Source organism: Pseudoalteromonas sp. SMS1 (genome assembly GCF_021530565.1).
Taxonomy (GTDB): Bacteria; Pseudomonadota; Gammaproteobacteria; order Enterobacterales; family Alteromonadaceae; genus Pseudoalteromonas.
The window spans coordinates 74,138-97,657 of the sequence record NZ_JAKGBI010000011.1 but is presented as its reverse complement, the minus strand read 5'-3'; the positions used below and the strand labels follow the sequence as shown (position 1 = coordinate 97,657).

At 41.4% G+C, this 23,520-nt stretch carries 23 protein-coding genes; 10 read left to right on the top strand and 13 right to left on the bottom strand.

What is annotated here, in order from left to right:
• The first annotated feature begins 26 nt into the window (after nucleotides 1-26).
• Together L1286_RS12905 and L1286_RS12900 are read left to right on the top strand one after the other, a co-directional pair.
• Complete coding sequence (locus L1286_RS12905; protein WP_235407466.1) at nucleotides 27-1,838, top strand: RICIN domain-containing protein; 1,812 nt, start codon at nucleotides 27-29, stop codon at nucleotides 1,836-1,838.
• 187 nt (nucleotides 1,839-2,025) lie between these two features.
• Nucleotides 2,026-3,933 carry an alpha/beta hydrolase family protein gene (locus L1286_RS12900; protein ID WP_235407465.1) on the top strand — a complete coding sequence of 636 codons (1,908 nt, stop codon included), beginning with the start codon at nucleotides 2,026-2,028 and terminating at the stop codon, nucleotides 3,931-3,933.
• 50 nt (nucleotides 3,934-3,983) lie between these two features.
• Here the strand turns inward: L1286_RS12900 and L1286_RS12895 are convergent, their stop codons facing one another.
• The 5 genes from L1286_RS12895 to L1286_RS12875 all read right to left on the bottom strand — a co-directional run bounded on the left by L1286_RS12895 (nucleotide 3,984) and on the right by L1286_RS12875 (nucleotide 6,897).
• The gene (locus L1286_RS12895; RefSeq protein ID WP_235407464.1) at nucleotides 3,984-4,205 is read right to left on the bottom strand and encodes a hypothetical protein; all 222 of its coding nucleotides are present in this window, start codon (nucleotides 4,203-4,205) and stop codon (nucleotides 3,984-3,986) included.
• A gap of 10 nt (nucleotides 4,206-4,215) precedes the next feature.
• Nucleotides 4,216-4,926, bottom strand: coding sequence for a DUF2589 domain-containing protein (locus L1286_RS12890; protein ID WP_235407463.1), 711 nt, complete (start codon nucleotides 4,924-4,926; stop codon nucleotides 4,216-4,218).
• Between the two features lie 23 nt (nucleotides 4,927-4,949).
• A complete protein-coding gene (locus L1286_RS12885) occupies nucleotides 4,950-5,444 on the bottom strand; it encodes a DUF2589 domain-containing protein (protein WP_235407462.1) in 495 nt (164 codons plus the stop codon).
• Nucleotides 5,445-5,516: 72 nt separating this feature from the next.
• Nucleotides 5,517-6,167, bottom strand: a complete 651-nt coding sequence (locus tag L1286_RS12880) for a DUF2589 domain-containing protein (protein ID WP_235407461.1) — start codon at nucleotides 6,165-6,167, stop codon at nucleotides 5,517-5,519.
• Nucleotides 6,168-6,630: 463 nt separating this feature from the next.
• Complete coding sequence (locus L1286_RS12875) at nucleotides 6,631-6,897, bottom strand: RebB family R body protein (RefSeq protein ID WP_235407460.1); 267 nt, start codon at nucleotides 6,895-6,897, stop codon at nucleotides 6,631-6,633.
• A 202-nt stretch (nucleotides 6,898-7,099) separates the two neighbouring features.
• Here L1286_RS12875 and L1286_RS12870 point away from each other — a divergent pair, with 202 nt between their 5' ends.
• The 3 genes from L1286_RS12870 to L1286_RS12860 all read left to right on the top strand — a co-directional run bounded on the left by L1286_RS12870 (nucleotide 7,100) and on the right by L1286_RS12860 (nucleotide 9,209).
• Complete coding sequence (locus L1286_RS12870) at nucleotides 7,100-7,495, top strand: hypothetical protein (protein ID WP_235407459.1); 396 nt, start codon at nucleotides 7,100-7,102, stop codon at nucleotides 7,493-7,495.
• Between the two features lie 178 nt (nucleotides 7,496-7,673).
• Nucleotides 7,674-8,195 (top strand): hypothetical protein, encoded by a 522-nt coding sequence (locus tag L1286_RS12865; RefSeq protein ID WP_235407458.1) that lies wholly within the window; start codon nucleotides 7,674-7,676, stop codon nucleotides 8,193-8,195.
• A 753-nt stretch (nucleotides 8,196-8,948) separates the two neighbouring features.
• Nucleotides 8,949-9,209: a hypothetical protein gene (locus L1286_RS12860; protein ID WP_235407457.1), complete on the top strand. Its 261-nt coding sequence runs from the start codon at nucleotides 8,949-8,951 to the stop codon at nucleotides 9,207-9,209.
• Nucleotides 9,210-9,491: 282 nt separating this feature from the next.
• Here L1286_RS12860 and L1286_RS12855 read toward each other — a convergent pair whose 3' ends face one another.
• From L1286_RS12855 to L1286_RS12845, 3 genes are all read right to left on the bottom strand, one after another.
• Nucleotides 9,492-10,373: a hypothetical protein gene (locus L1286_RS12855; RefSeq protein WP_235407456.1), complete on the bottom strand. Its 882-nt coding sequence runs from the start codon at nucleotides 10,371-10,373 to the stop codon at nucleotides 9,492-9,494.
• Nucleotides 10,374-11,023: 650 nt separating this feature from the next.
• A complete protein-coding gene (locus L1286_RS12850; protein WP_235407455.1) occupies nucleotides 11,024-12,103 on the bottom strand; it encodes an esterase-like activity of phytase family protein in 1,080 nt (359 codons plus the stop codon).
• Between the two features lie 859 nt (nucleotides 12,104-12,962).
• A complete protein-coding gene (locus L1286_RS12845) occupies nucleotides 12,963-13,487 on the bottom strand; it encodes a cysteine hydrolase family protein (protein WP_235407454.1) in 525 nt (174 codons plus the stop codon).
• A gap of 125 nt (nucleotides 13,488-13,612) precedes the next feature.
• On the opposite strand from L1286_RS12845, the gene L1286_RS12840 reads away from it, so the two are divergent.
• Both L1286_RS12840 and L1286_RS12835 read left to right on the top strand, forming a co-directional pair.
• Nucleotides 13,613-14,524: a GlxA family transcriptional regulator gene (locus L1286_RS12840; RefSeq protein WP_235407453.1), complete on the top strand. Its 912-nt coding sequence runs from the start codon at nucleotides 13,613-13,615 to the stop codon at nucleotides 14,522-14,524.
• A gap of 231 nt (nucleotides 14,525-14,755) precedes the next feature.
• Nucleotides 14,756-14,965, top strand: coding sequence for a hypothetical protein (locus L1286_RS12835; RefSeq protein WP_235407452.1), 210 nt, complete (start codon nucleotides 14,756-14,758; stop codon nucleotides 14,963-14,965).
• Between the two features lie 54 nt (nucleotides 14,966-15,019).
• Here L1286_RS12835 and L1286_RS12830 read toward each other — a convergent pair whose 3' ends face one another.
• From L1286_RS12830 to L1286_RS12820, 3 genes are all read right to left on the bottom strand, one after another.
• A complete protein-coding gene (locus tag L1286_RS12830; RefSeq protein WP_235407451.1) occupies nucleotides 15,020-16,129 on the bottom strand; it encodes a GGDEF domain-containing protein in 1,110 nt (369 codons plus the stop codon).
• A 217-nt stretch (nucleotides 16,130-16,346) separates the two neighbouring features.
• Nucleotides 16,347-16,805: a hypothetical protein gene (locus L1286_RS12825; RefSeq protein WP_235407450.1), complete on the bottom strand. Its 459-nt coding sequence runs from the start codon at nucleotides 16,803-16,805 to the stop codon at nucleotides 16,347-16,349.
• 175 nt (nucleotides 16,806-16,980) lie between these two features.
• Nucleotides 16,981-19,056 (bottom strand): c-type cytochrome, encoded by a 2,076-nt coding sequence (locus tag L1286_RS12820; protein ID WP_235407449.1) that lies wholly within the window; start codon nucleotides 19,054-19,056, stop codon nucleotides 16,981-16,983.
• 265 nt (nucleotides 19,057-19,321) lie between these two features.
• On the opposite strand from L1286_RS12820, the gene L1286_RS12815 reads away from it, so the two are divergent.
• Nucleotides 19,322-20,155, top strand: a complete 834-nt coding sequence (locus L1286_RS12815) for a mechanosensitive ion channel family protein (protein WP_235407448.1) — start codon at nucleotides 19,322-19,324, stop codon at nucleotides 20,153-20,155.
• A 49-nt stretch (nucleotides 20,156-20,204) separates the two neighbouring features.
• Here the strand turns inward: L1286_RS12815 and L1286_RS12810 are convergent, their stop codons facing one another.
• Nucleotides 20,205-20,909 (bottom strand): porin family protein, encoded by a 705-nt coding sequence (locus L1286_RS12810; RefSeq protein ID WP_235407447.1) that lies wholly within the window; start codon nucleotides 20,907-20,909, stop codon nucleotides 20,205-20,207.
• Nucleotides 20,910-21,264: 355 nt separating this feature from the next.
• On the bottom strand, nucleotides 21,265-21,966 hold the full coding sequence (locus tag L1286_RS12805) for a TonB-dependent receptor domain-containing protein (protein ID WP_235407446.1): 702 nt from the start codon (nucleotides 21,964-21,966) through the stop codon (nucleotides 21,265-21,267).
• 294 nt (nucleotides 21,967-22,260) lie between these two features.
• On the opposite strand from L1286_RS12805, the gene fabI reads away from it, so the two are divergent.
• Nucleotides 22,261-23,025 (top strand): enoyl-ACP reductase FabI, encoded by a 765-nt coding sequence (gene fabI / locus L1286_RS12800; protein ID WP_235407445.1) that lies wholly within the window; start codon nucleotides 22,261-22,263, stop codon nucleotides 23,023-23,025.
• Between the two features lie 3 nt (nucleotides 23,026-23,028).
• Entirely contained in the window at nucleotides 23,029-23,508 is a 480-nt protein-coding gene (locus L1286_RS12795) for a MaoC/PaaZ C-terminal domain-containing protein (RefSeq protein ID WP_235407444.1), read from the top strand.
• Nucleotides 23,509-23,520 lie beyond the last annotated feature (12 nt).

The window sequence follows — 23,520 nt, the reverse complement described above, 5'->3', positions numbered from 1 at the left end:
AATTGTATTAATCTTGGAGTATAAAAATGGGTTCACGAAAAGGGGTGATAAGCACAGCGGTGGTCGCGTCATTGGTAACAGGTTCAGTCGCTTTTACTGAACAAGCTAACGCATTTGGCTGGGGAAGCATTGGCGACTTTTTCAAGGATCCTGTTGGCTCGGTGGGGAGTGCTGTTAGCCAAGTTGCTAATGTAGTACATCATGTGACAAGCCCAGTTACTCATGTGGCTATCACGGCTCTCAAAGAGGGAGCTAATGTTGTCAATCAAGCAACTAATGCGGTTGGCGTTGACTCAAGTGCAATCACAGATCAAGCCATTGCAGTCGCTCAAAGTCTCACGTCAATTAATCAATTGGGTACTTACTTTATTGAAGAGCAAAGAAAATTGGCACAATTGGAGCATTTTGCAGGTACCGTGGTGGGCAGTGCACATCACCTGTCGCAGCTTGAATCACTGCTTGATGGGATAAATTCTAATAATGTTGGGTTGGCAAAAGAGGTTGTCTACACGCTGATCCGAGATGTAGATTACACCAACCTCAAGCGTGTCGCAGATGACGTTAAAAACCGCGACAATGCTCAGTCACTGATGTTTATGGTGAATAAAGGGAATGTGGGTGTCGGCGTTGCCGTTGATATTAATGAACTAGAGCGCATAAAGCATGGTCATCACACACACCGTGATCAGCCAATAATGAGCTTTTTTGTACAAGCAGTTAACCCAGGCACGCCAGATAATGCAGTTAAGTTTGCCATTGGATACCATAAAAGTTTACCAAAAGAGGTATCCGGCAACAGCTTCAGCATCGCTAACACCGTTAAGAATCTCAAAGTGACCTTGGCTTTTGCGTCACAGGGGACAAGCAATTTACTAAGTTATTTCGATATCACTGCACTTAGAAATCAGCATCGAATGACGGCTGTTGGTGCCAGCAGCAAATCTATCAATATGCAAGTAGGTGGTACTGCAAGGCAAGTGGTATTTAAACAATGTCAAAATGGTCGTTTACAAGTGTCCAATGGCAATTGCAACAACGTACACGAAGACTTGTCATTGAGTGCAATATCAGGCGTAAGTCAGACAGATCAGTCTACTTCTGTTGGTGGCGTGTCGTTTGTATTCAAGTCATTCGGCGCAGTGTCTGGGATGTATTGTGTACAAACCGTGGAACCTGCTGATCCTCACACATGGCATGATAACTATTTTTGCGCCTCTCAAGATATTGGTATGAAGTGGTCTTATGCTGGTCCTATTGATGGCATGCGTTGTACACAAATCCAAGAATCTGCGGACCCTTACACTTGGGAAGATAATTATCTTTGCTTACCTCAAAACTCAGACTTTTTGTTTTCATGGAGCAGTGCAGGTAAAGCGAATATGAAAAAAACGGTAAGGTGGCACGAATCTGCAGATCCCCATACTTGGCATGACAATTACCTCGGCATTGAAAAACACGTAGAATTAAAAATCCATGGCAAGTGTTTGGATATTTGGTTGGCGCATCCCGCCAATGGTCAGGATGTTGTAGTGCATGATTGCCATGGCGGCTCTAATCAGAAGTGGTTATTCACAAATGAGGGCAAAGTACGAAGTAAGATGAACTATAACAAATGCTTAGACTACAGAAACTTTGCAACTAGTAATGGTGAAAGGTTGATGGTTTGGGACTGCAACACCAGTCCAACGCAAGCATTTACATATGCCAATAGTCAGCTTAAAACGGTATTAGCGCCTTCACGTTGCGTTGACGCACCTTCTGCGCAAAACGGAACAAGAACACATTTGTGGGATTGCCCAGTATTGCATCCGAATAATACGGTCGTAGTGTCGCAATAAGCCCTTTGAATACAAAAAGTCACTCACGGTGTGCGTGACTTTTCTATCTAGAGCAAATTGAGAATTGATAGGCAGCAAACCCTTGTGAAAGAGTGCACTGGGTAATTTATCAGACCAATTAACATTGAAGCGCGACGCTGTTTCGAGTAATTTAGGGAAAATAGTTTTAAAAAACGAAAGGATCACTATGGCGCGTTTGTTATGGTTTATTTTTGCATTGGGGGCAGCAACGTTACATATTTCTTCTTCTGCTAAAGAGACTGCTGCGTTACCGATCGAAGCGTTTGCAAGTTTACCCATGGTAAGCCAATATAAACTCTCTCCTCAAGGTTCTAAATATGCTTATGTTGCCAATGGCAAAGGTGACTTGTATTTAGTTGTTAAAGATCTAAATACAGGAAAGGTCTATCCTGTCACAAAAACAGATAATCTAAATATTAAGCTTAATTGGTTTGACTGGGTAAATGATAGCTTGTTAGTACTGGGCGTTTCATATACCGAATCGAGAGGACACATCCGATACACGCGCACTGAGTTGCTTAGTTATGACCTAAATAGTAAGCGTAAATCGACAAAGATTGTGATTCGCCCAGGCAGAAATCAGCATAATGCTCAAATTAAAGACAATGTGATCAGTATGCTTCCAAATGATCCTGAACATGTATTGCTATCTATTGACCTCAGAAAGGCAAACTTACCAGATGTTTATAAATTAAACGTAAGAACATCAAAATTAAAACGTGTTATGAGCTATAAGTCGCATGTAGAAGATTGGGTTGCGGATAGACAAGGCAATGTGAGGGTGTCATACCATGTTGATGGTACACATATTTACTATCAGTTACGTGATCTTAAAACGGAAAAATGGCGGACTATTTTCGACTATGAAGCATTTTCTAATGACCAAGTTACGGTTTTAGGATTTGATAAAGACCCCAATATTTTTTATATCAAAGCAATCCACAATGATAAGGCATCTATTTTTAAAGTAGATGCCTCAGATCCTGCCTTGCCACGAACGCTTGTCTCTCATAACCCCGACTATGATGTTGGCAGTCGATTGTATTACTCACCTTTTTCAGGTGCTGTAGCGGCGGTATCTGGCTCGGAATATTGGGATGAAGATTTAAAAGCACTGCAAACTTCAATAGATCACGCATTGCCAGATGCGAACAACTCCATTCAGGATATCGATAGCCGAGGAAATAGTTATGTTGTTTATAGTGAATCCGAAACAGATGCTGGCAGCTATTTATTAGGAAATCGCGAAAAAAATACAATTAAGTACCTAGATCAACAATATCCATATATCCATGGTGAAACTTACCTCGGCAAAGAGTTAATCGTATATAAAGCAAGAGATGATATCGAAATCGAAGCCTATATAACCTTGCCAAGAGGGTACCAAGCAAACGTACAATACCCAGCAATCATTTTACCTCATGGAGGACCTTACAGCCGAGACGACGAAACCTTCGATTATTGGTCTGAGTTTTTTGCACACAATGGCTACATTGTCTTTCAACCAAACTATCGAGGCTCATATGGCTATGGGTTTGAATTTGCTAAGGCCGCTATCGGTGGATGGGGTAAAGCAATGCAAAACGATTTAGAAGATGCAGCAAATTGGTTGGTGGCGAATAATTACAGCAAACAGGACAAAATGTGCATTGCTGGAGGAAGTTATGGCGGTTATGCAGCACTCATGGCCTTAGTGAAACATCCCGATACATATAGATGTGCAGCGAGCTTTGCTGGTGTGAGTGATTTGGGATTAATTTACTGGGAGGCTGCGCGTTTTACTAATAAGGATATCGTACGCAAACAACTTGGAGGTGACAGAGCACAACTTGACACTGTTTCTCCAGTTAATTTTGCCAAAGTCATAAAAAAACCGGTGTTGTTAATTCATGGGAGTGAAGACTCTGTCGTGCCTGTCAGGCATAGCCGCAATATGGCGAAGGCGCTCGAATCGGCTGGAAAAGATTTTAAATATATAGAATTAGACGAGGGTGATCACCATTTGAGTTACCAACCTCATCGAATTAAGACGCTTGAGTCCATGTTAGCGTTTTTTGATAAGCAATTGATGTAGTGATGTTTAACTAGGTTTAACAGCACTTCATTTCAAGTTGCGTGATTGGTTTAGGTGTCATGATGACCTGCCTGTGATGTGGCGGTGTGGCGGATCTGTTCAAATTTAGTGAATGCATCCGAGACGACATCTTTGTCGGTCGCAGTAAGTGCGATAGACACATCGCAATGGGGGTTAGAGCATGAAAATGACTGCCCAGATAAAAGCAGATTTGATTCAAAATAAATGGGCATATTGCACTCTGGGCAATCGAGCTTTGATTTGATACTCATGGGCTTTTCCTTATTTTTTGCTAGGTAGTGGCATCATATTTTTTGAGAAAATGTCTAATATCGTGGTTATCCCGTTAGGAAGAGGGAGTTGACCCGCCTCCAGGGTGACTTCGTAGCTGGCATGGGCAGCATTTGATTGTTGTTGTTCTCCTAGGGAGGATTTGGCCAAAGAGCCGTGCAACTCAGTTTCAAAATCATGCGCCTGTTCAGGTTTACTGAGTTGTTCATTGGCGCTTAATTGCTCGTGCGCACTGCGTTGCCTGCGCCGTTGCACTCGGCCTTGCACTCGTGTTCTACGTCCACTTGATCGCTCGGGACCATGACTGGCTTTGCTGACGCTGCTGCTTTGCTGATCGAATGTGTCTTTTTTCTTGATTTCACGAGAGCTTTTCACCTCCATATTAAATGAGACTTTGAGCTTTTCGATGGCGAGCGAGTTTATCGGTATCAAGGTCATTAGCGGGATAGAAATGTTCATTTTTAAAGGCGTACTACTGATCGCCCCGTCTTTATCAATTACAGATCGAGACAATGTAAAGTTAACCATAGTAGGTACTAGTTGATTCTCATCATCTGTGCTTTTCTCGAAGCAGGTTGTTAGGAGAAACTGGGTTTGTGCATTTGCTATCATTGCATTGGCATCAGTTGCCGCTTTGAGAGGGGCGCCAATGAGTGCCTTCATCGGTAGTCCAGAAAATTGAGAAGCAATATTGCTGTTCATGCTGAGTCCTTCCTTACGATTAGTTACCCAGGGATTTGCGCTCTAAGTGCACGCTCGTAACCCTCGATGAGTTTTTTTAGGCCTTCAGGGGGCTCATTACCAGTCATGACAATTTCTAAATGGGCATTGGCGGTATTCTCCCCATGACTAGGCCCCATAATTTTGTCTCTAAGGCCAGACTTGTTGGTATTCTTTGCAAATGTGACCATCAGCTTGTCGTGTTCATTAGTACTAATTTCTAGGTCGGTTTTAAACTTTACTTCCGTAATGCGTGGAGATGAAATAGGGACGAGTGCTAACAGTGGCACCTGTGCTTCAATGGTATCAATGCCATCTTCTGTTCGACTTGGAAATTGCATGGTGCATGTTTTGGGGGCGTAGCTTGAAGGTAGTCCTTCGTCATTTTCATGTTCATCAAAGAAGCGTTTAACAAAGTCTATGGTTTCCCCTTCCACCGATTTCGCGGCGTCTTTCACACCTTTGTGTATGGCTTTCATTAGTGATTGAAACTCGATCATGGTATTTCTCTTATTATCATTATGAATGAGAGGAAGTGATGAACTTCCTCATTTAAGCTATGAACTCAGACGCTACGCTTCTTTTTCAATAATAGGGTCTATGTTCTTGGTAAAGGCGTTAATAATTGTTGTCACCCCAGTTGGAAGTGGCAGCTGCCCGGCATGAACGTCGACCTCATATTTGGCTTTGTTCGATGCTTCGTAGTGCTCTTTTTGCTTTGACGTTGACTTGCTACTGTGAGAAACCGAGCCATGCACTTCAACAGAAAAAAGGCCTGCGTTGTACTTTGCCGTGATGTCTGCTTTGGCTGCTGTTTCTTGCTCGCTACTTTTTTCATTGTCCGTTGACGTTGAGCTGGATACTTCCATTTCAAAGTGAATTTTCACATCATCCACGGCCAATGAATTGAGCGGAATTAACGTGAGTAAGGGGAGTTTTAATGTGATTTTAGCATCATCTCCGTTAGTACCATCAGCCTTTATCACTGGGCGGCTAAGTTCGAATTCCACCATGATGGGGGTGAGCTTTCCGCCGCTTGATTGGGGCGGGGTGCCGCCGCCACCGCCACCGCCGCCATTTTCAAAGCACGTACTCAGCATAAACTGAGTTTGTGTACGTGCCATCATTCCATTTGCATCTGTCGCAGCCTTCAGGGGCCCACCAATGAGAGATTTCATCGGTAGGCCGCTAAATTGCTGGGCCATCGATACGAGTCCTGCCATATTGTTTCTCCTAGTCTTCGAGATTTTAAAACAGTGCTTGCTAAGTGACCTTTCAAAAGCTGCGCGAAGGGGTCATGTTTGCGTCGCACGTTTAGTCAGCCATGATAAAAGCCATGGTGTGCTTGGAATTGGTGAAAATCTGGAAAAATACGGGGAAATATATGGGGTAAAAAACGTTTAACACGAGCGCGAAGTTTAAAACACACGGGTTCGTTTGTGCTTGTATGTTAAGTAAAGCGCATAGAAGGTGGGTGTTTAGTGCGGGTGTATTTTTTATCTTGGGTGATGAGAAATATCTGGTTAAGTGCTTGCAAACATAATGGTTAGACAAGTAGAAAGTTGATCGTTGGTGTACTCACTGTTAGGTACCCTGATTCTGCTAACCATTAATGGCCTCATGCTGTCGTCGGCATTTGACTTATTCGCATTACCTTTTTGGTGGTACAATCATGTGCCGCCAATTTTATTTGTATATTTTAGTCATTCCCGTTGCGGTCATTTTGGTATCAACACAATATAAAGTATTGACCCCCTGAGTTAATGCCGCTTGGGCTGTGATGCTATTATTTTGTTGCCCCGAGGTTGCATTATGCGCCGCATTTGCGAGCGCTTGGCTTGTTGCAATCATAAAGTTGCCCGTGGCAACTGCTGGGGCATCGCCCAGTACTTTAGTGTTAACTTGTGAAACTGAATCTGTAATTTGACTGTTTACTGCGGTTGGAAATGCCATGGTGCGACTCCTTATGCCCTAGTTGTTTAACTGTAGTGCTTTGTGCAGGAAATAACAATTACAGGTTGTTACGGCCGCTGTTTGAAATATGAAAAGTGAAAATCAAAGATACTGAATCAGCAGCTTTCAACGAAATACAGAGAATGAATTTCCCGATGATTTGCACGGGTTTCGTGAATACAACAACGCACGTGACTTGGACATGCGAATTGAAACAACGGGGAATTACTATGATAGCCCTCAAAGCTACCCGTTCCAGCACTTTCCAGACATACTTGAAGATGAATCTGGGCGACTTTTATATAAAGGAGCTTACAATTTCGACGATTCATTGAAGTTACAAGCGCAGTATGAATTGTTAGTTGACACATTCACGAGCGAGTTTGGAGGTCTTGTCGACAAAACGTTGGAGATTTATTCAGATAGCACGACATATGCAAAGATTGCATCTCAGGCTGATATACCGGTGACACACGTCCAATGGTTGTTCGAACGATGTTTGTCGTATGTTATACACGCTCACTTCATTTTCGTTGTGGATGCAGCGATTTTGGGAGGGCTTAAAAAATCCCCGATTTCACAACGTATGTTAGACTGATACCGTTTAGGGGGATACCCGGCGCTTGGGTCGGTCCAACGCCACAGAACGGTGGATTGGTTAAGGAGTGTATGGAGCTTTATCACCTAGGCTAAAAATAGGTTAGCGCCCATATTTGATTGAATAAAACAGTTGCCCTGATATTAATGATGAGCTGTTCGACAACAAAGAGGTATAAATGGTTCAAGAATCTAGTCGCTACTATAATTTTAAAGCGATTTCCGCCGCGATAGGGATCGTACTGTTTGTTTTAGTGTTAGAATTTTTAGTTTGGGACCCCAATAGTATTACGGCGCTTTCAGCCTTACTCTACCTAAATATAATTGTGTGCTCGGCTATTATGTTTAGTGAGGGCGTTGAGAGCAATTTAATAAAAGAAAAAGAGGACACGAACTATCAGCTAGTTTTTGATGTGATGTTACTAAAGCTCTCACTCTTTGTGGCATGTTCAGACTTTTTCCATTTACCTGAGAAATTTCATTATTTCACGGGGATTGTACTGCTGATTGGTATTTCTCCAATCATAGTATTAACCATAAATAGCCATGAACTTGTATCTACGACAGGGATGACTAAAGCTATCATGACGCTGTCTGGTGTATGCATCTTTGCGATGCTGTTGTGTGCGCTGTTAATTTTTATTGCTGGTGAATCATTTTGGATGTATGTTGCGCCGACGGAATTGTTTCATGCAATATAAGCCTGCTTTTTCGTATGTTGTGTGGTTGCTTTAAAAAGCAGGGGGTGGCTGCACCTAAGCAATCATCAACACTCAATTTCAACATGCTGACTGGGAGAGCCTTGCTTGCCACAGCGATGGCATAAAGCACTGGTATGTTACTAAGGGCAAGTTCGAGCGTAAGGGACGTTAAATGGTCAGTGCACCGTTATGGTGCTTTATGTCTCAATTCATATTGGCTGCACTTAATTATTTTGCAATGCTTTTTGCCATCTAGGCCTGTTCGGCTGAGCTACCTACGACCTGTTTAAGTGAATTGGGGGGCTTATGGGTAAAGACGACTGGGAAAATCAGAAAGCAAAAGGTACAGGCTACACTAAAAGTACACCACGAAACATATCTACCAATGGGCCTCTCTTTACACTAACTTTTTTACCCAATAGCGCGTACTCACGTATTGGCTCAATTACCACACTCGTACTGGCATTAGGAGACTGGTTTAAAGCGAGCAGTGCTATATGAAAATCAAACGATTAAAGAAATAACCGCCGGTAGCTATGAAAACGCCATTGACAGAAAGTCTATTTTGTCTGTGAACAGGTAAAACAGAGTATGCTTTGTCAGTACGTATGGTTTGCATCGTTATTTAAGGCCATTGCAGCAAGGTTGGACTGACACTATCAGCCGGTGCCAATTCGAAGTGTCTCAAGTTATTTATTGCGCTTTTATGTTATACTTTTTTATATTTAATGAACGCTGTGGAGTAAATTGCCATTGAATATTTTACTTATCATTGTTTTAGGTATTTTAACATTGGTCACCATACGCAATTTTATGATGCTTTTGGGCAGTGTTATTAGGCGAGAAAATATCAAGGTTAAAAGAATAATATTTGCTTTTTTACTCTTCTTTATGTTGTTTTTTTCATTTGTTGTGGTTTTTAATAACCCTGATGTATTTAACATTAAAAAAATTGATGTCCATGAGGAAAGGGCTAAAAGAGACCGAGGGGAAGAGTACGTTGGGCAGCATTAACTATTAGGTGAAACCTTAGGCTATGCCGGAGTAACTTAAAATCGAAGTGTTGTTCTAAACTTGATCCTCATTAAAAGAGTGGGGTTCATATATGAGGCTGGTTTACTGTGTGCGACTAGCCGTAACCGCACTATTGTTTAGCATGTTGAATAGTCTTTATAACCCCCTTTTCTTTGATAATTATAATCTAAAGTAACTTGATTCGCTTCGTGGTTTTTAGATCTACCATAATAAGGCTGGCGCGTATTAAAGCGGGCCAACCTTATATTATACGTTAAGCGATTAGTGGAAAGACAACCCCCACATGAGTATTCGTCCACCGTTATACATATCGCGTGTACCCGTCGCAGAAATTCGTACTCTGTTTGCGGTTACTTTTTGGTCCAGCATGAATTCATGCATTTCAAATGTTCTATTGGCAGCAATTGTTGGGAACTCAAATGAACCTTTGGTGACCCACTGACCGCGTTCCCATACATCTAAATTAAAGGTTTTGAGTCGAGTACCTTGTCCATTATTAAAAGAACCAAGCCTAAACGTCTGCAGTGTGAAAGAGTTTGAGAATGTAAGTTCAAATGACATTGGGAAGGGTAAGCCGCCACTATCGGACTGTACAAAAATTCCTTTTGTTTGGTCAACACTTGCAAATGGAATTGAGCCGACGTCGTGTAAAGGGACTAAAAAGTCCTCATTCCACGGATTGTGTTTGTCGAAGCGTGCGCCAGAGAATGTGGGATCTGCTTTAAATTCAATGATATCTGCTGCGGTAGGTAAGGTTATCGATGGCTCGTTACCGCCGATTGAAAAGTCACCTTGCTCACCATTTGGGCCATACCACACGCCTTTCCAGCCTGTGTTAGTAACTTGGCCGGTAAACCACTTAATGGCACCATTTTCGAGTAATTTAAAAGAAAAGCGCTCCATTTCACCTGAGCCAGTAAAAACATTGTTCTTTTGTTCAATTGTACCTGTTAACACGCCTCCATCTGGACTCGTGCCATGTAAAATATCTCCTTGTTGGCTGATATTGATATAAGTCGAGTTTGCTTTTTGATCTATGCCATCTAATACGTTGTCGTAGCTAAATAGATATTCAACTGAATGTGCCGAAAAGGCGCTACCAAGGGCTAGGGATAACGCGATAGACTTTTTATTTATTTTCATAATAACTCCTTTATTTAAATTGTGTTTTTATATTTTATTAATATTACCCCTGTGTCAATTTTATTTTTATTTAAAATGATTATTTGAGGTTTTGTTAAGGTTTTTTTGACTTTTATTAATTTTTTATAGTTATTTTTCATGGGGTTTTAGGGCGCCTTGAAAAGAGGAAGGTGACTAGGAGGGAGCTTCAATTAATCGGATATTGTTAATTTTTAGATTGTTTTTATTTAATAAACTAAGTTTTAATATTAAATTTAATAGTTATTCAAACTTAAATTTCTCAAAGTGCAAGCTTCACAGCCGAGTTGGCGCCGCACGTTATAGGCATGATGAACATGAGCTTTGTTTTTGTTACTAAGAGCTCGGCCTCTGTATAGTATGTGTGCTATAAACTGCCTGTCTGGACCTATTGAATTGCTTTATTAAGCTGCGCTGTGTCATGGAAAAATGAGATATACAACTTGTCGAATTCGGCTTTATTAGAGAACAACCGTTGCGTAAGAAGCTGACAAAACAAACTTTTCATATTAGGTAAAAAGAGAATTGGTTCTGTGCTTTTTTAAGGTGCGTCACCCGCAGTGGTGTAGTGCGTTGAACTTGAAATTTGAAAGTCGACAAAGCAGCTTTCAAATTTCATCTTACTTAGGTCCTTACAATGTGGTGTCGTTGGTTGTTACTTCAAACAGAAGCACCTGGCTGAGTTGTTTGCCATGAATATTGAAGTTATTGTCGGACACCATTAATAAACTTGGATTACCATTTTTTAATCGCGGACCAAAAGTCATTCCTTCAAGGTTATCAATATGGCGTGAGTTCAATTGCTGTTTGATTGTGTTTAAGTTCAAAACCAATGTTTTTTGGGCTAGAGTATAACGCTGCTTTGATAAAGAAGTGATGTGTGATGTATCCGAGGCATGTGTTGTGTCAACAAGGTAAATATTCACGCTGTTACCGCCATCTTTAAGGCCAGAAGTATAGGAGCGCTCCATTGTTAAAAACTGGTGTTCACTTATTTGCAGAAGTTCTACAAGCCCAGTCGTACGAAATGCATCTGGTTTTGCTTCAGGGCGTTTTACAAGCGGCTCGAGGTAGTAGGCAAATTGTTTTTGCAGTTGTTTGCTTGCAAAGTCAAAATAGGAAATGCGTACCACGCTGCCGTGTTCAACCGACGCTTCTTCACCATCTTGTTTAAGTGCACCTTCCATTGAGACCCACACGCCTTTTTTTGAGTGCGCCAGTGTCAACCCTTCAAAAACGGCATTATGTCTCGGACCAGACGTGTTACTAATGTTGAACATTTTCGGCAGTTTAAACGCGGTAAGTTTGTCTTCGGTTTGTAAAAAGATAGCTGGCGGTTGATTGTATTTTATGCTGCCTTCACTGCTCCATACGATGGCATGACTGTTAGGGACTGCACGAAGGCTTTCTGGATCTACGACCCCAGACTTCGATTTGTTTTTGACCAATGAGAGGGACTTTTCGAATCGAACGTGCTTTATCTTATCCCCGTTTATATTGATATTTGCTTGGAAATACCGAGGATTGTCTGCATCGTCGGCTATTAGCAGATACTTTCCGTTCGTGTATTCGATACTTGAAAGCCCACCAACTCTATCACCGTCAACGGTCAAATCCTCAGGGATAATAAATTCGTCTAAAAATGTAAGCTGCATCTGTGCACTGTGAACGAAAAAAGGTGCCAACAAGGCCAAGAATAAATATTTGCGCATAGCTTTCTAATACAAAATAAATAGAACACTGAAATATACGCGGGTAATATGAAATTAGCATCACATTACGCAAAAAAATTTATAATTTTTACGCTAAGTACATTATTTCTTGTTGGTATTGAGTCTACAGGTAAGATCAAGAGCGTTGGATGCATGATATGTGTTCACATTGAGCTTGTCGTACTTAAATTGCTATTACAATTAAATTATTCATAAAGCGCGTCCGCTTATTGATTTAGTAAATATCTTTATAATACGCTCAGCACAGAGAGTATTATTTACCACGTATCAAATGACATTACATGCCTCAAACAGGCAAGCGATCACCATGACAACAACGTAATTGTTGTGGTGGCACTCATTTGATCAAAAAAGCTGACATGAATTGTCAGCTTTTTTTGTTCAGTGCATGTCGCACATTTAACTTATATTAAAAGTGAGCTCTCTACGAACAATGAACATTGAAAACTTGGTAAGCAGCTTCAATTTCTTAATATATCGCACCACGATTCTGGCATGGTGGAATGGTACTCCAAGGGGTATGTGCTGTATCGTAAAGTTCAAAGCTATATTCGGTTAGTACAAGAGAAGTAAGGCTAGCACGAAATGAGTAGTCCTATACTTGCTAGCCGTGAACTCTGTGTGAAATCAGGGTACCAAGACAAGTATGATGACAATATGTTCCCTGTGCATAATCACAGTCACGCGATTAAAACGATGAATTGTCCTTTTCATCTCAATATTTTTAATCATATTGTGCACGCTTATCGAGATCTCCCGTATGGCCTCGCTGAGTTTGGGTTATGTATAGAGTTGAGCCTTCAGGAGCTTAAAGTGCACCACAGTGGTGATAGCTTGGTTAAGCAAATGCGGCATCAATCGTGCGCATTTCAATGCCTCTTACTTGCATGGCATCCAATGCTAGGGCGTGGGTTATTGGATCAGTGGTGCAAGTACATGCCTCGATTACTTTAGGAGTATATTTGGCGGCGGCTGGCGATAAAGCCGTATGGGTAACACAGTTATGGGTCATCATACCTGCAATGAGAATTTCTTTTACGTGTAATTCTTGTAGTAATTTGTCTAGATTCGTTTTTTCGAAACTGTCTGCGTGGCGTTTTAATACCACGGGCGCATCAGGCGCGGCTGCCAAAATGTCTTTGTGAATTTCAGCGCCATACGTGTTGTCATAAAAAAATAGCCCATCTCCAGCCTCAGGTGAAACAAAATGTTGTACGTGGATAATGGGGATCTGTTTGCGCTTAGCGATAGCCATCGCTTCTAGATTTTTTTGCATCGTATGCTCAGTGCCATGCAAAGGGTATGCGCCGCTCTCAAAGTAGTCATTTTGAATGTCAATTACGATCAGTGCTTTTTTAGCCATGGTGTTTTCCTCGTGTCGTTTTCTTATGTAAATCAACACGGGTATTTTGCCTGCTTTATTTTATACTCAGCAGTGTCTAAAATGACATAGAGCACGCCAATTACGCCATTTTTATGATCAAAAAAGTGAATCTAACCATTATTGATTACCCCTCAGCCAGTCAATCCGCTGTATACGGCTTTATCGAGGTAATTAAAGTCACAAACTCAGTGTGCCAAAGTTTGGGTATCCCAACTTTATTTAAGGTTCATACGTATAAGTTGGATGAACTAGATAACAACATTGAAACGCAAGTCGTTGCCTTGCCGCCAAGCACGAGCGATGAGTTTTATATGCAAAAGTGCGATGAGTTAAATGACTACCTTCGTGCGGTACAAAGAAACGGTGCAATCTTAGCATCGGCTTGTGTCGGGTCTTTTATTTTAGCCAATGGTGGTTTCTTAGATGGTAAGTTTTGTACTACGCATTGGCGCTTGGCTCAGCAGTTCAGTCAGTGTTTTCCTAAAGCAAAACTCAACATTAACGCCATTATTATCAATGAAGGTAATGTAATCACTGCTGGTGGGCGAATGGCATGGCTTGACTTAGCCATTGAAATTATCTCCTTTTATTGCCCACCAACTGTAGTATCAATGCTATCGAAGGAAATGGTCGTCGATATTGGTCACCGTGAGCAAAAGTTTTATCGTCAATTCATGCCTAAGCTCGATCATGGTGATGAAGTGGTGTTGTGTGTGCAAGAATACCTTAGCGAGCATCATGCGAACCAAATATTGCTCCCTACTCTGGCTCAACAGTTCCATATGAGTGCCAGAACATTACAAAGGCGATTTCAAAAAGCAGTGGGATTGAGTGTTGTGGCGTATGTTCAAAAGTTGAGACTCCACCATGCTTGTCAGTATCTCGAGCTAAGTCACAAGAGTGTTGTTGAAATAGCCTATCTGGTGGGATATCAAAACGTCGGCGCATTAAGAAAACTATTTTATCGAGAGTATGGGCTCACCCCAACAGACTACCGAAAACGCTTTACGGTGTAGATTAATTGGGTGCCTCATAGTTGTGAGCTGATAGCGGCCATATCCCAAGGAGTACTAAATTGTGCACCTAAAGTTTTGCGGGCAACGCTGCTTAATTTGTGAATAAATAAAGTGGTAAAGCTGAATTTGGTTGAATAATTTATTGTTCAAGGCTTGTTCGATTATTTGTTTTTTGTTAATTTTTAATTGCTTTATTATGAAGCTAAACAATAAATCAACAAGGAATTGATCATGCAATTAAAATTAAATAAAAAGAAAATCAAGTCACTGTCATTCTCAAAGTCTGTACCAGCTGAAGCAACACCTAAGGTTGCTGGTGGTTGGGCACCTCACACAAAAAATATGTTTTGCCAAGAGCATTCATTCGGCCCGTTTTACTGCAATACTAATGAATCAGAGTGCATTGAAAAGACACGTGAAATACACACCTGTGCTTGCTAATTAAAGCGACACCAAAAAGCCAAGTGTTTTTAAACTTGGCTTTCTAATTGAGTTTTATACCTGGTTCGGGTTAGACAGTTGAAAAGTGGCAACGCAATTTCTGCCCTGATTTTTTGCGATATAAAGAGCTTCATCGGCCTGATCAAAGAGTTCCGTTAATTGTTGCGTTGGGTTGTTGAGCTGGGTGACCCCAAAACTTGCACTACAATTAATACACACGTCACTGTAACAAATCGGCGTTAATGCAATTTGCTCCCTTAATTTATTTAAGATATTAGTTGCTTGAAGTAGGTTTACCCTGGGTAAGATAAGTGCAAACTCCTCTCCTCCGTAACGTGCTATTAGATCACTTTCTCGTAAATTGCTTGTTAGGAGTTTTGCTATGATTTTAAGTGAGGTATCTCCATGGCTATGGCCATACTTATCGTTGACACGCTTGAAGTGATCAATATCCAGTAAAGCGACGCATAAAGGTTCTTGGTGGCGCTTGGCATATGCGAGCACTCTGTTGCCTTCATTAAGCAATTTAGTTCTATTGGCGAGACCGGTTAAAGGATCTTCTGTTGCCAACTTTTTTAGCCTGTTTTCATATTTGTTTCGGTCGTTATCAAACGTAATTGCCAGCACAATTAAAACCAGCATCGCGAGTAGCTCAGAACCAATTTGCAGAATGCTTTGATAGTCATGGCTAAATGCGATAAACGGTGTAACAGGTTGGTGATATTGAATGTAGAAGTAACAACTACAACATAAAAATGAGAGCACGACTTTGGTTCTTTTACGGTGATCTTCGAGTAACAACCAAGGAAGCGGCAGTAGCGTAAAGAATGTACTTTGAACACCAAGGTGCGTTCCGACTACCCAGTTAGCATGGATAAAAATATAACTGATGATACTAAGTAGCAAAACCATCCGGCCTATGTAGTAAAGTCTTCGATGTTGTAAATAAACAGCAGAGAGGCAAATGGTTAACAAACCAATATTCATAATCGCGGTGATCAGTGAGTGTGACAGCATTCCAAATAAAATGATATTGATGCATGCAATAATCGAGGCGACAAAGGCAAGTGTGTTTGTAACGCGGACTTTGTGTATATTGGCTTCATCACTATTACAGCCAATATTGATGGCGTTATAGGAAAGAGTTTGGAGCGAACTAAACATAGGGTACCTCACGAACGCTATCTGGTTAGTATAGAGGAATTTTCGAACAGTGGGTGAATGCGGCCATGTAATTGAGGCTAGAGGACGTGATTGATATATATTGTAGGCCAACTTTTGAAGGACGCGTGAATTTGGAGGAGCCCTTTCCCTTGGCTCCAGATGAACCAGTAACTTATTGGTTGTACTAAGATAAGTTCGAAATGTTGCTTTACCCTACTCAGCAAACGCGTTGCATTTGTAGTTGAGGCCTTTTTTCGACCACTTTTCTGAGTGTTTCTCTTTGTCCGTCTTCGATTTCTACATGCAAAACCAAAGGGTGCTTCTCGCCCAATGTGGTTTCTTTACAGAGTGCGTAATGTCTAATTAAGTCAGACCCGAGCATGCCACTTACCCAAATACTAAACATACCCAAAACAATGGTCGCGACCACGATTGCTGCCATCGGAATTGTACCGATGTTTACCGCTGTATATGCGCCAATCATCAGCACAAATAAAAATACGCACTCGGATTTAATGATTTTAACGACATGATTCGTTAAAAAGTCGTGCAAAGGGTGTGTGTTGCTGTCGCAGATTGCACTGATGTCTTCATTGTCGACTTTGAGGTCTACAAGCTCGTCTTGCGCGTCACGAAAGGCGTCGTAGTCGTGACCCTTGATTACATAATGATTCATACCACCTCCTACCTGCTAGATAATGCTCTATACGTTTTGCGTCATTGTTTAGTTCATTATTTGATCATGTCGGGCGGGGGCTGCGACATTAAAAAATTGATCATGTAAGTGGGTAAAGTCGCAGTTTGATGCAAAGATCAGTGGTGCACATAGGAGGATGTGCACCACCGGCTTGCTACAGTGTTTTTAGGTATTCGATAAGTGCCATTTTTTCTTCGTGATTTAGCCTTTTACCTATTTTACCGGGGACGTTAGGGTCATCTGTGAACGCGTGGCCAGTGTTAAAGTTGCCAGCTTGGCGCGTATCAAGAATAAATAGTCCAGCTTGATAATCGTCCGTTTGGTTGGCGGGTCTCGTATGTACCGTATTGTTTAATCGTTTCACTCGTTTACTTTGAGTAAGTCCGACATTGATAGGGTCGAACTCAAGCCCGCCTAATTCAACAAAGGTTGGTCTATCAGCTGGTTCGGAAAGTAAACTGTAGAGGTTAGGAACAGAGCCATTATGTAAAAATGGTGCCGTTGCCCAAATACCATTCAATGGACGTGCTTTATAGCCAGCGCCACTTCTTAAGCAATTGGGTCTGCCGCCTTCAAGCTTATTTTGCGCTGATTTGGTAATGTAGTTTTGCGCAAACCATTGGTCGTTAGTTTGTTGAACCACGGCCCCCAATGCCAGTGCAAAGTTATTGGTTGCACTGTCTTGCACCCTGACAAATTGCAAGTAAGATTGCATTTGAGAGGTCTTTTGATTGTTATCGATTTTGGCGCAAAGCTCTGTATTTAAACCAAGCTCCTTAGTGTTGACCGTGCGCTTAACGAGGACCTCAGCTTGAGCTGGATCTGTGCCAATTGTATCAATATCAACTATTTTTAGTTTTAGGTATTTTTGCGCTGTTTGCTCAATCTTCCCCGCTTTCTCATACTTTATCGCGTGCCAATTATCTCGCCAAAATGCTGGGCTATCCATCGGGGCGAGATGACAGCCTTGGCAGTTTTGTTCGTACAGCTTTTTACCTTTCATTGCCAATTCACTATTGATGCTCGGCAAGGTATTGGGCCATTTGGGGGCTTTAAGTCCGGTGATTTTACCAAGCTGACCAGGTTGGTAGTCAGTTAGTGGGTAATCGCCAGCCAACCATTGCTCAATATCGTAAAGTGTATCAATTGGAATTGAACTAGAAAATGTCGCGGGTTGCGCCAATAATGTTTTCGGTACATTCATATCGACAAAAGCTGCAACGCCCAGTGCCTCTCCCGCATTTCTAACGAGAGGTTGCATGATAGAGCCGTCATACTGAACCCAGTCAAACCAGGACGTGGTCCAGATATGAGGATAGTTGACAGGGGCCTCAATGGGGTTGTAGTTTTCTGGACGGTTCATGTTGTCTGCAAATACCTTGTTTCCAATGCGATTGAGCGCATCGAGACGGGTAAACCCTTCTGTCACATTGATGGTATCTTGCCCCTGGGCAAGCTGTGCTACCGTATCTTGTAGTGCATTTTTGAGCTTTGCTTTACTCACAACGTTATAATTACTGCCTAATACTTTACGTGCGAATCGCTCAAAGCGCCCGTCAAAAGGCGCTAATTTACTTGATAAAACGGTTTGTCCAATGGCTGCCCCTAATGCTTTGGTCAAGAGGCCGAGATCTGTCACTGCAGGACCCCCGTCAACGACATAACGAGTATTATTGTATGTAAACTGACCTGTGTGACAGGCGGTGCAGGTAAATCCTACAGCCGTTGCTTTACGGCCTAACCCTGGCATAGGGATACTTGCGGTTTTGGCCAAGCCTAAAGGGAGCTGCTGAGCATCGGAATAGGCATTAACCGAGTTAACGCCTTGGCTGACGTCATTAAGATTTATAAAACCCAGGCGATAAATATACTCCAAAAGAAATGCCTCTTCTTGACTGAAAAAAATAAACCATGGGACATCGTTGGGTGCTTCCAGCGCGCTGAGCCATTCATAAGGAATAGGTAGCGTCGCAGTCCCCTGCGACGCATGGTAAGGCCACTGGTGGCTGTCGGGTTTATCTTTGGATTGCCAGCCATTCTGATTGAGAAACTGTGTTTCAAGTTTTTGATATTCAGGTAGCTTTGGAGGGGTTAATCCATATTTGAGTTCACTTAACGCTGTAAAGGTACGAAACACAAAGGCAGTCAATGCAAAGACAATGACCGCTGATACTATCCATGGCCATTTTTTGCGTAGCCATCCTAGGACAATTGGGTAATTACGTGACATAAGGTTCTCTGACGGTATTGGTTTATTAACATTTTCGCATACTTACTTAATGCTAAAAATTACAACCAATTACACTGTGGATGCCGCAATCATTTGGGGTCATGACTGAAAAGCGCTGTGTGAGCATTAGGTATGACGAGAGGTTGATGGCCCTTAATTAACCCGCCAAAGATAAGGAGAAACAGCAATTAATAAAAACTTAGCATAAAAATCATTTTATTAACTAAGATTAAGTCTTAAGTGTTAATTTAAATTGGAAAGGGTTATGGCAGTTAGTGATACAGATGTACAAAAAATTATCGATTTGATTACCGTGCATGCGGTGGAGTTCGCGCCGAAATTGGCGTTAGCGATCATTACTTTAATTGTAGGTTTATGGCTGATTTCTATTGTTGGGAAAGCAATAGATTATGTGTTAGAAAAACGTGATTTCAATGTCTCTCTCAGAAAGTGGTTGAGTAGCGTTGCGACTGTGCTGTTAAAAGCATGTTTATTTATTTCTGTAATATCAATGCTTGGCGTCAAAACTACGTCTTTCATTGCTATTCTTGGCGCAGCCGGTTTAGCGGTTGGGCTTGCGCTACAAGGTAGTCTTTCAAACTTTGCAGGTGGGGTACTGATTTTAATCTTCAAGCCTTTTCAAGTGGGGGACTATATTGTTGCTCAAGGCGAGGAGGGGGTTGTTGAAGCTATTGACGTCTTCTGTACATTTCTCACCACACTGGACAACCGACGTATCATTTTACCTAACGGTCCTTTGGCGAGTGAAAAAGTAAACAACGTTACTCATGAACAAATACGCCGGGTGGATTTGTCTGTCGGTATCAGTTACAACAACAGTGTGGATGAAGCTGAAAAGGCACTTGTTGAGATGGCTAAAAGTGATAGCCGTATTTTGCAAGAGCCAGCCCCTTTCGTGGGGGTGGTTGGATATGGCGATAACTCCATTGATTTGACGGTTTGGGTTTGGTGTAAAACAGACGACTATTGGGATGTGTATTTCGATACTAATCGAGCAATAAAACCTGCGCTAGATGGCGCCAATGTCTCAATTCCGTTCCCTCAACGTGATGTACATATTATTGACAAGGGTGCATAAGCTAAAAAACGTGAAACGGGCGACAAGTCAGCGCCCGTTTTTACTTACGTTAGAAATTATAACGTAGAGTAATTTGACGTGTTTCGAATACATCAGCATCGCTAAATAGTGCACTGATTGTAAAGCCATCAATGATTTTATACTGCAGACCTAACTGATAAGAAAAGTTATTTTCAGAGTTAGCATCGTTAATGTGCTGGTAACCAACACCTGCAATACCGCTTACAGAGTCAGAAAATGCGTAGTGGTATTTTGCCTGTAAACCATATGTACGATTGTGAGCTGTCGCGTTGGTATCATAAACAGTTACATCATAAACTGAATTTGGTGTGTTTTTGTTTTGAAAATGACTAGCGCCCTTGTGCGTACTCTCTAAGTCAAAACGACCAAAGAATCCTTTAAACTCGACCACTGAGTTTTCTTCTACTGATACTAAATGAGAAATACCAAGTTCCCATTGAGCAACATCATAGTCTTTATGGCCAGTGATTTTTTGAACTGCATTGTTGTATTGAATAGTACGTGAGTCGTTTTTATCGTACGAAGTATCAGCATATAAGCCCGACACAACCCATTTTTCATTCAATTTTTTGCTCGCCTCTATCGCAAAACCGTCAAAGCTATTCTCAATATTGCTGTTTGAGGCTTTGAATTCTGCGTACCCTGCACCCACGTAGTCGAAACTAATGGCATCGTTAGCAATCGCATTTGAAGAGAGCAGTGCAACGGAAAGGGCAAGAAGTGTTTGTTTCATAATAATCCATAATTTAATTGCATAAAAATCTAGGCGCATCATACATTTTTTGCAACACATGTAAAGCTATGATTTTATTTGGTTTTTATTTTAAATTATTGTTTGTTTCGTTTTTTTATTGTTCCTATTATGTGTATTTTTTGTGTTGTTTTTTTTGGGGGGGCTTGCCAGTTGATCATTTCAAAATTGGACGTGTAACGTTGAATGTTTATTAGTCGCTTTAGGCGTGGTGATAACAGGGGACGTTAATTAGTCGGAGAAAAAGTTAGAAGTCAGGAGCGGCTGGGAAACTACTATCGGCGTTTAAATGGTAATTTGTAAGGGAACACTTTGTTCCCTCATTGTTTGACTTCGCTTAGAAGTTGTAACGTAAAGTAACCTGATGGTTTTCGTAAGCATCTACGTTACGATATAGTGCACTGACAGTGAAATCTGGTGTGATGTTGTAGTTTAGCCCCAATTGGTAGACAAACTCATTTTCTTGTGCTGCCTCGTCATTGTGCTCGTAACCAATGCCGGCTTCTGCGGTGAAAAAGTCAGAAAACGCATAGTGGTAATTTATGTTAAAGCCATAAGTTGTGGTGTGGGCTTTACTTTCGTACACTGTTGATCTGTCTGCTTCAACATTAAACGGGCTTGAGTCTTGCACCGTGTGTCTTGAAACAATGGTTGTGTCAGCTTCTAGTCTACCAATGTGTGCTGCAAGTTCTAAAACCGAATTCTCTTCTAGGTTTATCACATAAGCTGCACCAAGGTTCCACTGACTAATGTCGAACTCCTGATTTGATTCTAAAGCGAATTCCGCACCCTGAGAGTAATATTCAGATGATCGAGAATGGTCACGGGAAGTATCTAAATACTGTGCAGATATCACCCAGTCATCACTGATTTTTTTACTCGCTTCGATAGCAAATCCATTAAAACTTACATGGGTAGATGAACCATCTATTTTGAATTTACCATAGCCTGCACCAACGTAGTCGAAGTTGATCGCATCATTTGCAATTGCATTGCTTGAAAGGAGTGCGATTGAGAGTGCTAGAAGTGAACGTTTCATAAAAGTCCCTATTTTATCTACAAAAACGCAAGCATAATACATGGACTTTTTGTAATGTAAAGCACTGTTTTTTATAAAAAATATTATGTTTTAATTGTGTTTTATTTATGTATTTTTTATGTTGCAACGTGACTTTTAAATGGAGCATAGCCTGAATGTTCGCTTAATGTTGGTGGTTTCATCTTCTTGTTTTTCACTTGTCTTATTTATGAAAAGTCTAATGCTTATGATTGGATAAATTGTTAAGGGAGGTGTGCCTTTAAACTTCGGATGAAAAATGAATAAGGTTTTGTGATGTTTAATCTAACGGGAAAAAAAGGCCTCATTGTCGGGGTTGCAAATAAACATAGTCTTGCCTTTTCTTGTGCCCAACTGTTACATAGCGTAGGGGCGCACTTAATTGTCAGCTATGCGAACGAAAAAGCCGCGCCATATGTTTTGCCTCTTAAAACCGAACTACCTGAAGTTATATTCACACAATGTGACGTACGTTGTGATAAACAACTCATGAGCTTGATTGAGCTTGCTGAAGCTAAATTGGGTCGAATTGATTTTATCATTCACTCAGTTGCGTATGCACCCTTGGAAGATTTACATGGGCGAATATTGGAGGCGCACCGAGAGGGGTTTCTCTTAGCCATGGAAATTTCTTGTTGGTCATTAATTCGTATCGTTAAAATTGCAGAACCGCTGTTAAACCCTTCTTCAAGCCTTATCACTATGTCCTATTTGGGGAGTGAACGAGCGGTGCAAAATTACAATCTGATGGGACCTGTAAAGTCGGCGTTAGAATCTTCGGTTCGATACTTGGCACTCGAGCTTGGTGAGCAAGGACATAGAGTGAATGCTGTTTCTCCGGGGCCAATAAAAACGCGTGCTGCATCTGGTTTGAACGACTTTGATACGTTACTGGACAAAAGTGCTGAGAGAGCGCCCTTAAAGCGAGCGTTGTCGGCAGAAGATGTTGCGGGTGCTGTGTTGTATTTGGTCAGTGATTTATCACAGGCTGTCACAGGGGCTACGCTCTACGTGGACAATGGTTATCATGTGGTGGACTAAATAATGATGTTAGAAAATGTTGTGTTTGAAGCTATAGAAATTGGCCAAAATGCGTCAATTGTGAGATCCGTAAAAACCAGTGATGTGATCGGTTTTGCAGCCTTAACTGGGGACTGTAACCCAATACACTTAAATGAAGAGTATGCAAAAAATACGCGCTTTCATGGTGTGGTAGCACATGGTATGTGGACGGCAGCTCATATTTCAGCCTTGATTGGCACTCGACTTCCAGGGCCGGGATCTATTTATTTATCTCAAGAACTAAAATTTGTTGCGCCAGTGATGATTGGTGACATAATTACAACAAAGGTCACTGTCATTGATAAAGACTTTGAGCATGGGGTTATTACATTGGACTGCCAATGCACAAATCAAAAAAAACAAGAGGTTGTATTTGGGATTGCGACTATACTTGCACCGAAAGAAAAGCAATATGTTGATGTGAATACACCTGTTATTGAAGCCTTCGACAAGATAAGCTGAAGTAAAAATACA

Bases quoted from the DNA above. Each gene is read 5' to 3' on its own strand.
- L1286_RS12810 (WP_235407447.1), bottom strand. From the start codon at position 20,909: ATGAAACAAACACTTCTTGCCCTTTCCGTTGCACTGCTCTCTTCAAAT.
- L1286_RS12870 (WP_235407459.1), top strand. From the start codon at position 7,100: ATGCGAATTGAAACAACGGGGAATTACTATGATAGCCCTCAAAGCTAC.
- L1286_RS12895 (WP_235407464.1), bottom strand. From the start codon at position 4,205: ATGAGTATCAAATCAAAGCTCGATTGCCCAGAGTGCAATATGCCCATT.
- L1286_RS12820 (WP_235407449.1), bottom strand. From the start codon at position 19,056: ATGTCACGTAATTACCCAATTGTCCTAGGATGGCTACGCAAAAAATGG.
- L1286_RS12830 (WP_235407451.1), bottom strand. From the start codon at position 16,129: ATGTTTAGTTCGCTCCAAACTCTTTCCTATAACGCCATCAATATTGGC.
- L1286_RS12845 (WP_235407454.1), bottom strand. From the start codon at position 13,487: ATGGCTAAAAAAGCACTGATCGTAATTGACATTCAAAATGACTACTTT.
- L1286_RS12805 (WP_235407446.1), bottom strand. From the start codon at position 21,966: ATGAAACGTTCACTTCTAGCACTCTCAATCGCACTCCTTTCAAGCAAT.
- L1286_RS12880 (WP_235407461.1), bottom strand. From the start codon at position 6,167: ATGGCAGGACTCGTATCGATGGCCCAGCAATTTAGCGGCCTACCGATG.
- L1286_RS12825 (WP_235407450.1), bottom strand. From the start codon at position 16,805: ATGAATCATTATGTAATCAAGGGTCACGACTACGACGCCTTTCGTGAC.
- L1286_RS12850 (WP_235407455.1), bottom strand. From the start codon at position 12,103: ATGCGCAAATATTTATTCTTGGCCTTGTTGGCACCTTTTTTCGTTCAC.
- L1286_RS12900 (WP_235407465.1), top strand. From the start codon at position 2,026: ATGGCGCGTTTGTTATGGTTTATTTTTGCATTGGGGGCAGCAACGTTA.
- L1286_RS12905 (WP_235407466.1), top strand. From the start codon at position 27: ATGGGTTCACGAAAAGGGGTGATAAGCACAGCGGTGGTCGCGTCATTG.
- L1286_RS12865 (WP_235407458.1), top strand. From the start codon at position 7,674: ATGGTTCAAGAATCTAGTCGCTACTATAATTTTAAAGCGATTTCCGCC.
- L1286_RS12875 (WP_235407460.1), bottom strand. From the start codon at position 6,897: ATGGCATTTCCAACCGCAGTAAACAGTCAAATTACAGATTCAGTTTCA.
- L1286_RS12885 (WP_235407462.1), bottom strand. From the start codon at position 5,444: ATGATCGAGTTTCAATCACTAATGAAAGCCATACACAAAGGTGTGAAA.
- L1286_RS12795 (WP_235407444.1), top strand. From the start codon at position 23,029: ATGATGTTAGAAAATGTTGTGTTTGAAGCTATAGAAATTGGCCAAAAT.
- L1286_RS12855 (WP_235407456.1), bottom strand. From the start codon at position 10,373: ATGAAAATAAATAAAAAGTCTATCGCGTTATCCCTAGCCCTTGGTAGC.
- L1286_RS12835 (WP_235407452.1), top strand. From the start codon at position 14,756: ATGCAATTAAAATTAAATAAAAAGAAAATCAAGTCACTGTCATTCTCA.
- fabI (WP_235407445.1), top strand. From the start codon at position 22,261: ATGTTTAATCTAACGGGAAAAAAAGGCCTCATTGTCGGGGTTGCAAAT.
- L1286_RS12890 (WP_235407463.1), bottom strand. From the start codon at position 4,926: ATGAACAGCAATATTGCTTCTCAATTTTCTGGACTACCGATGAAGGCA.
- L1286_RS12815 (WP_235407448.1), top strand. From the start codon at position 19,322: ATGGCAGTTAGTGATACAGATGTACAAAAAATTATCGATTTGATTACC.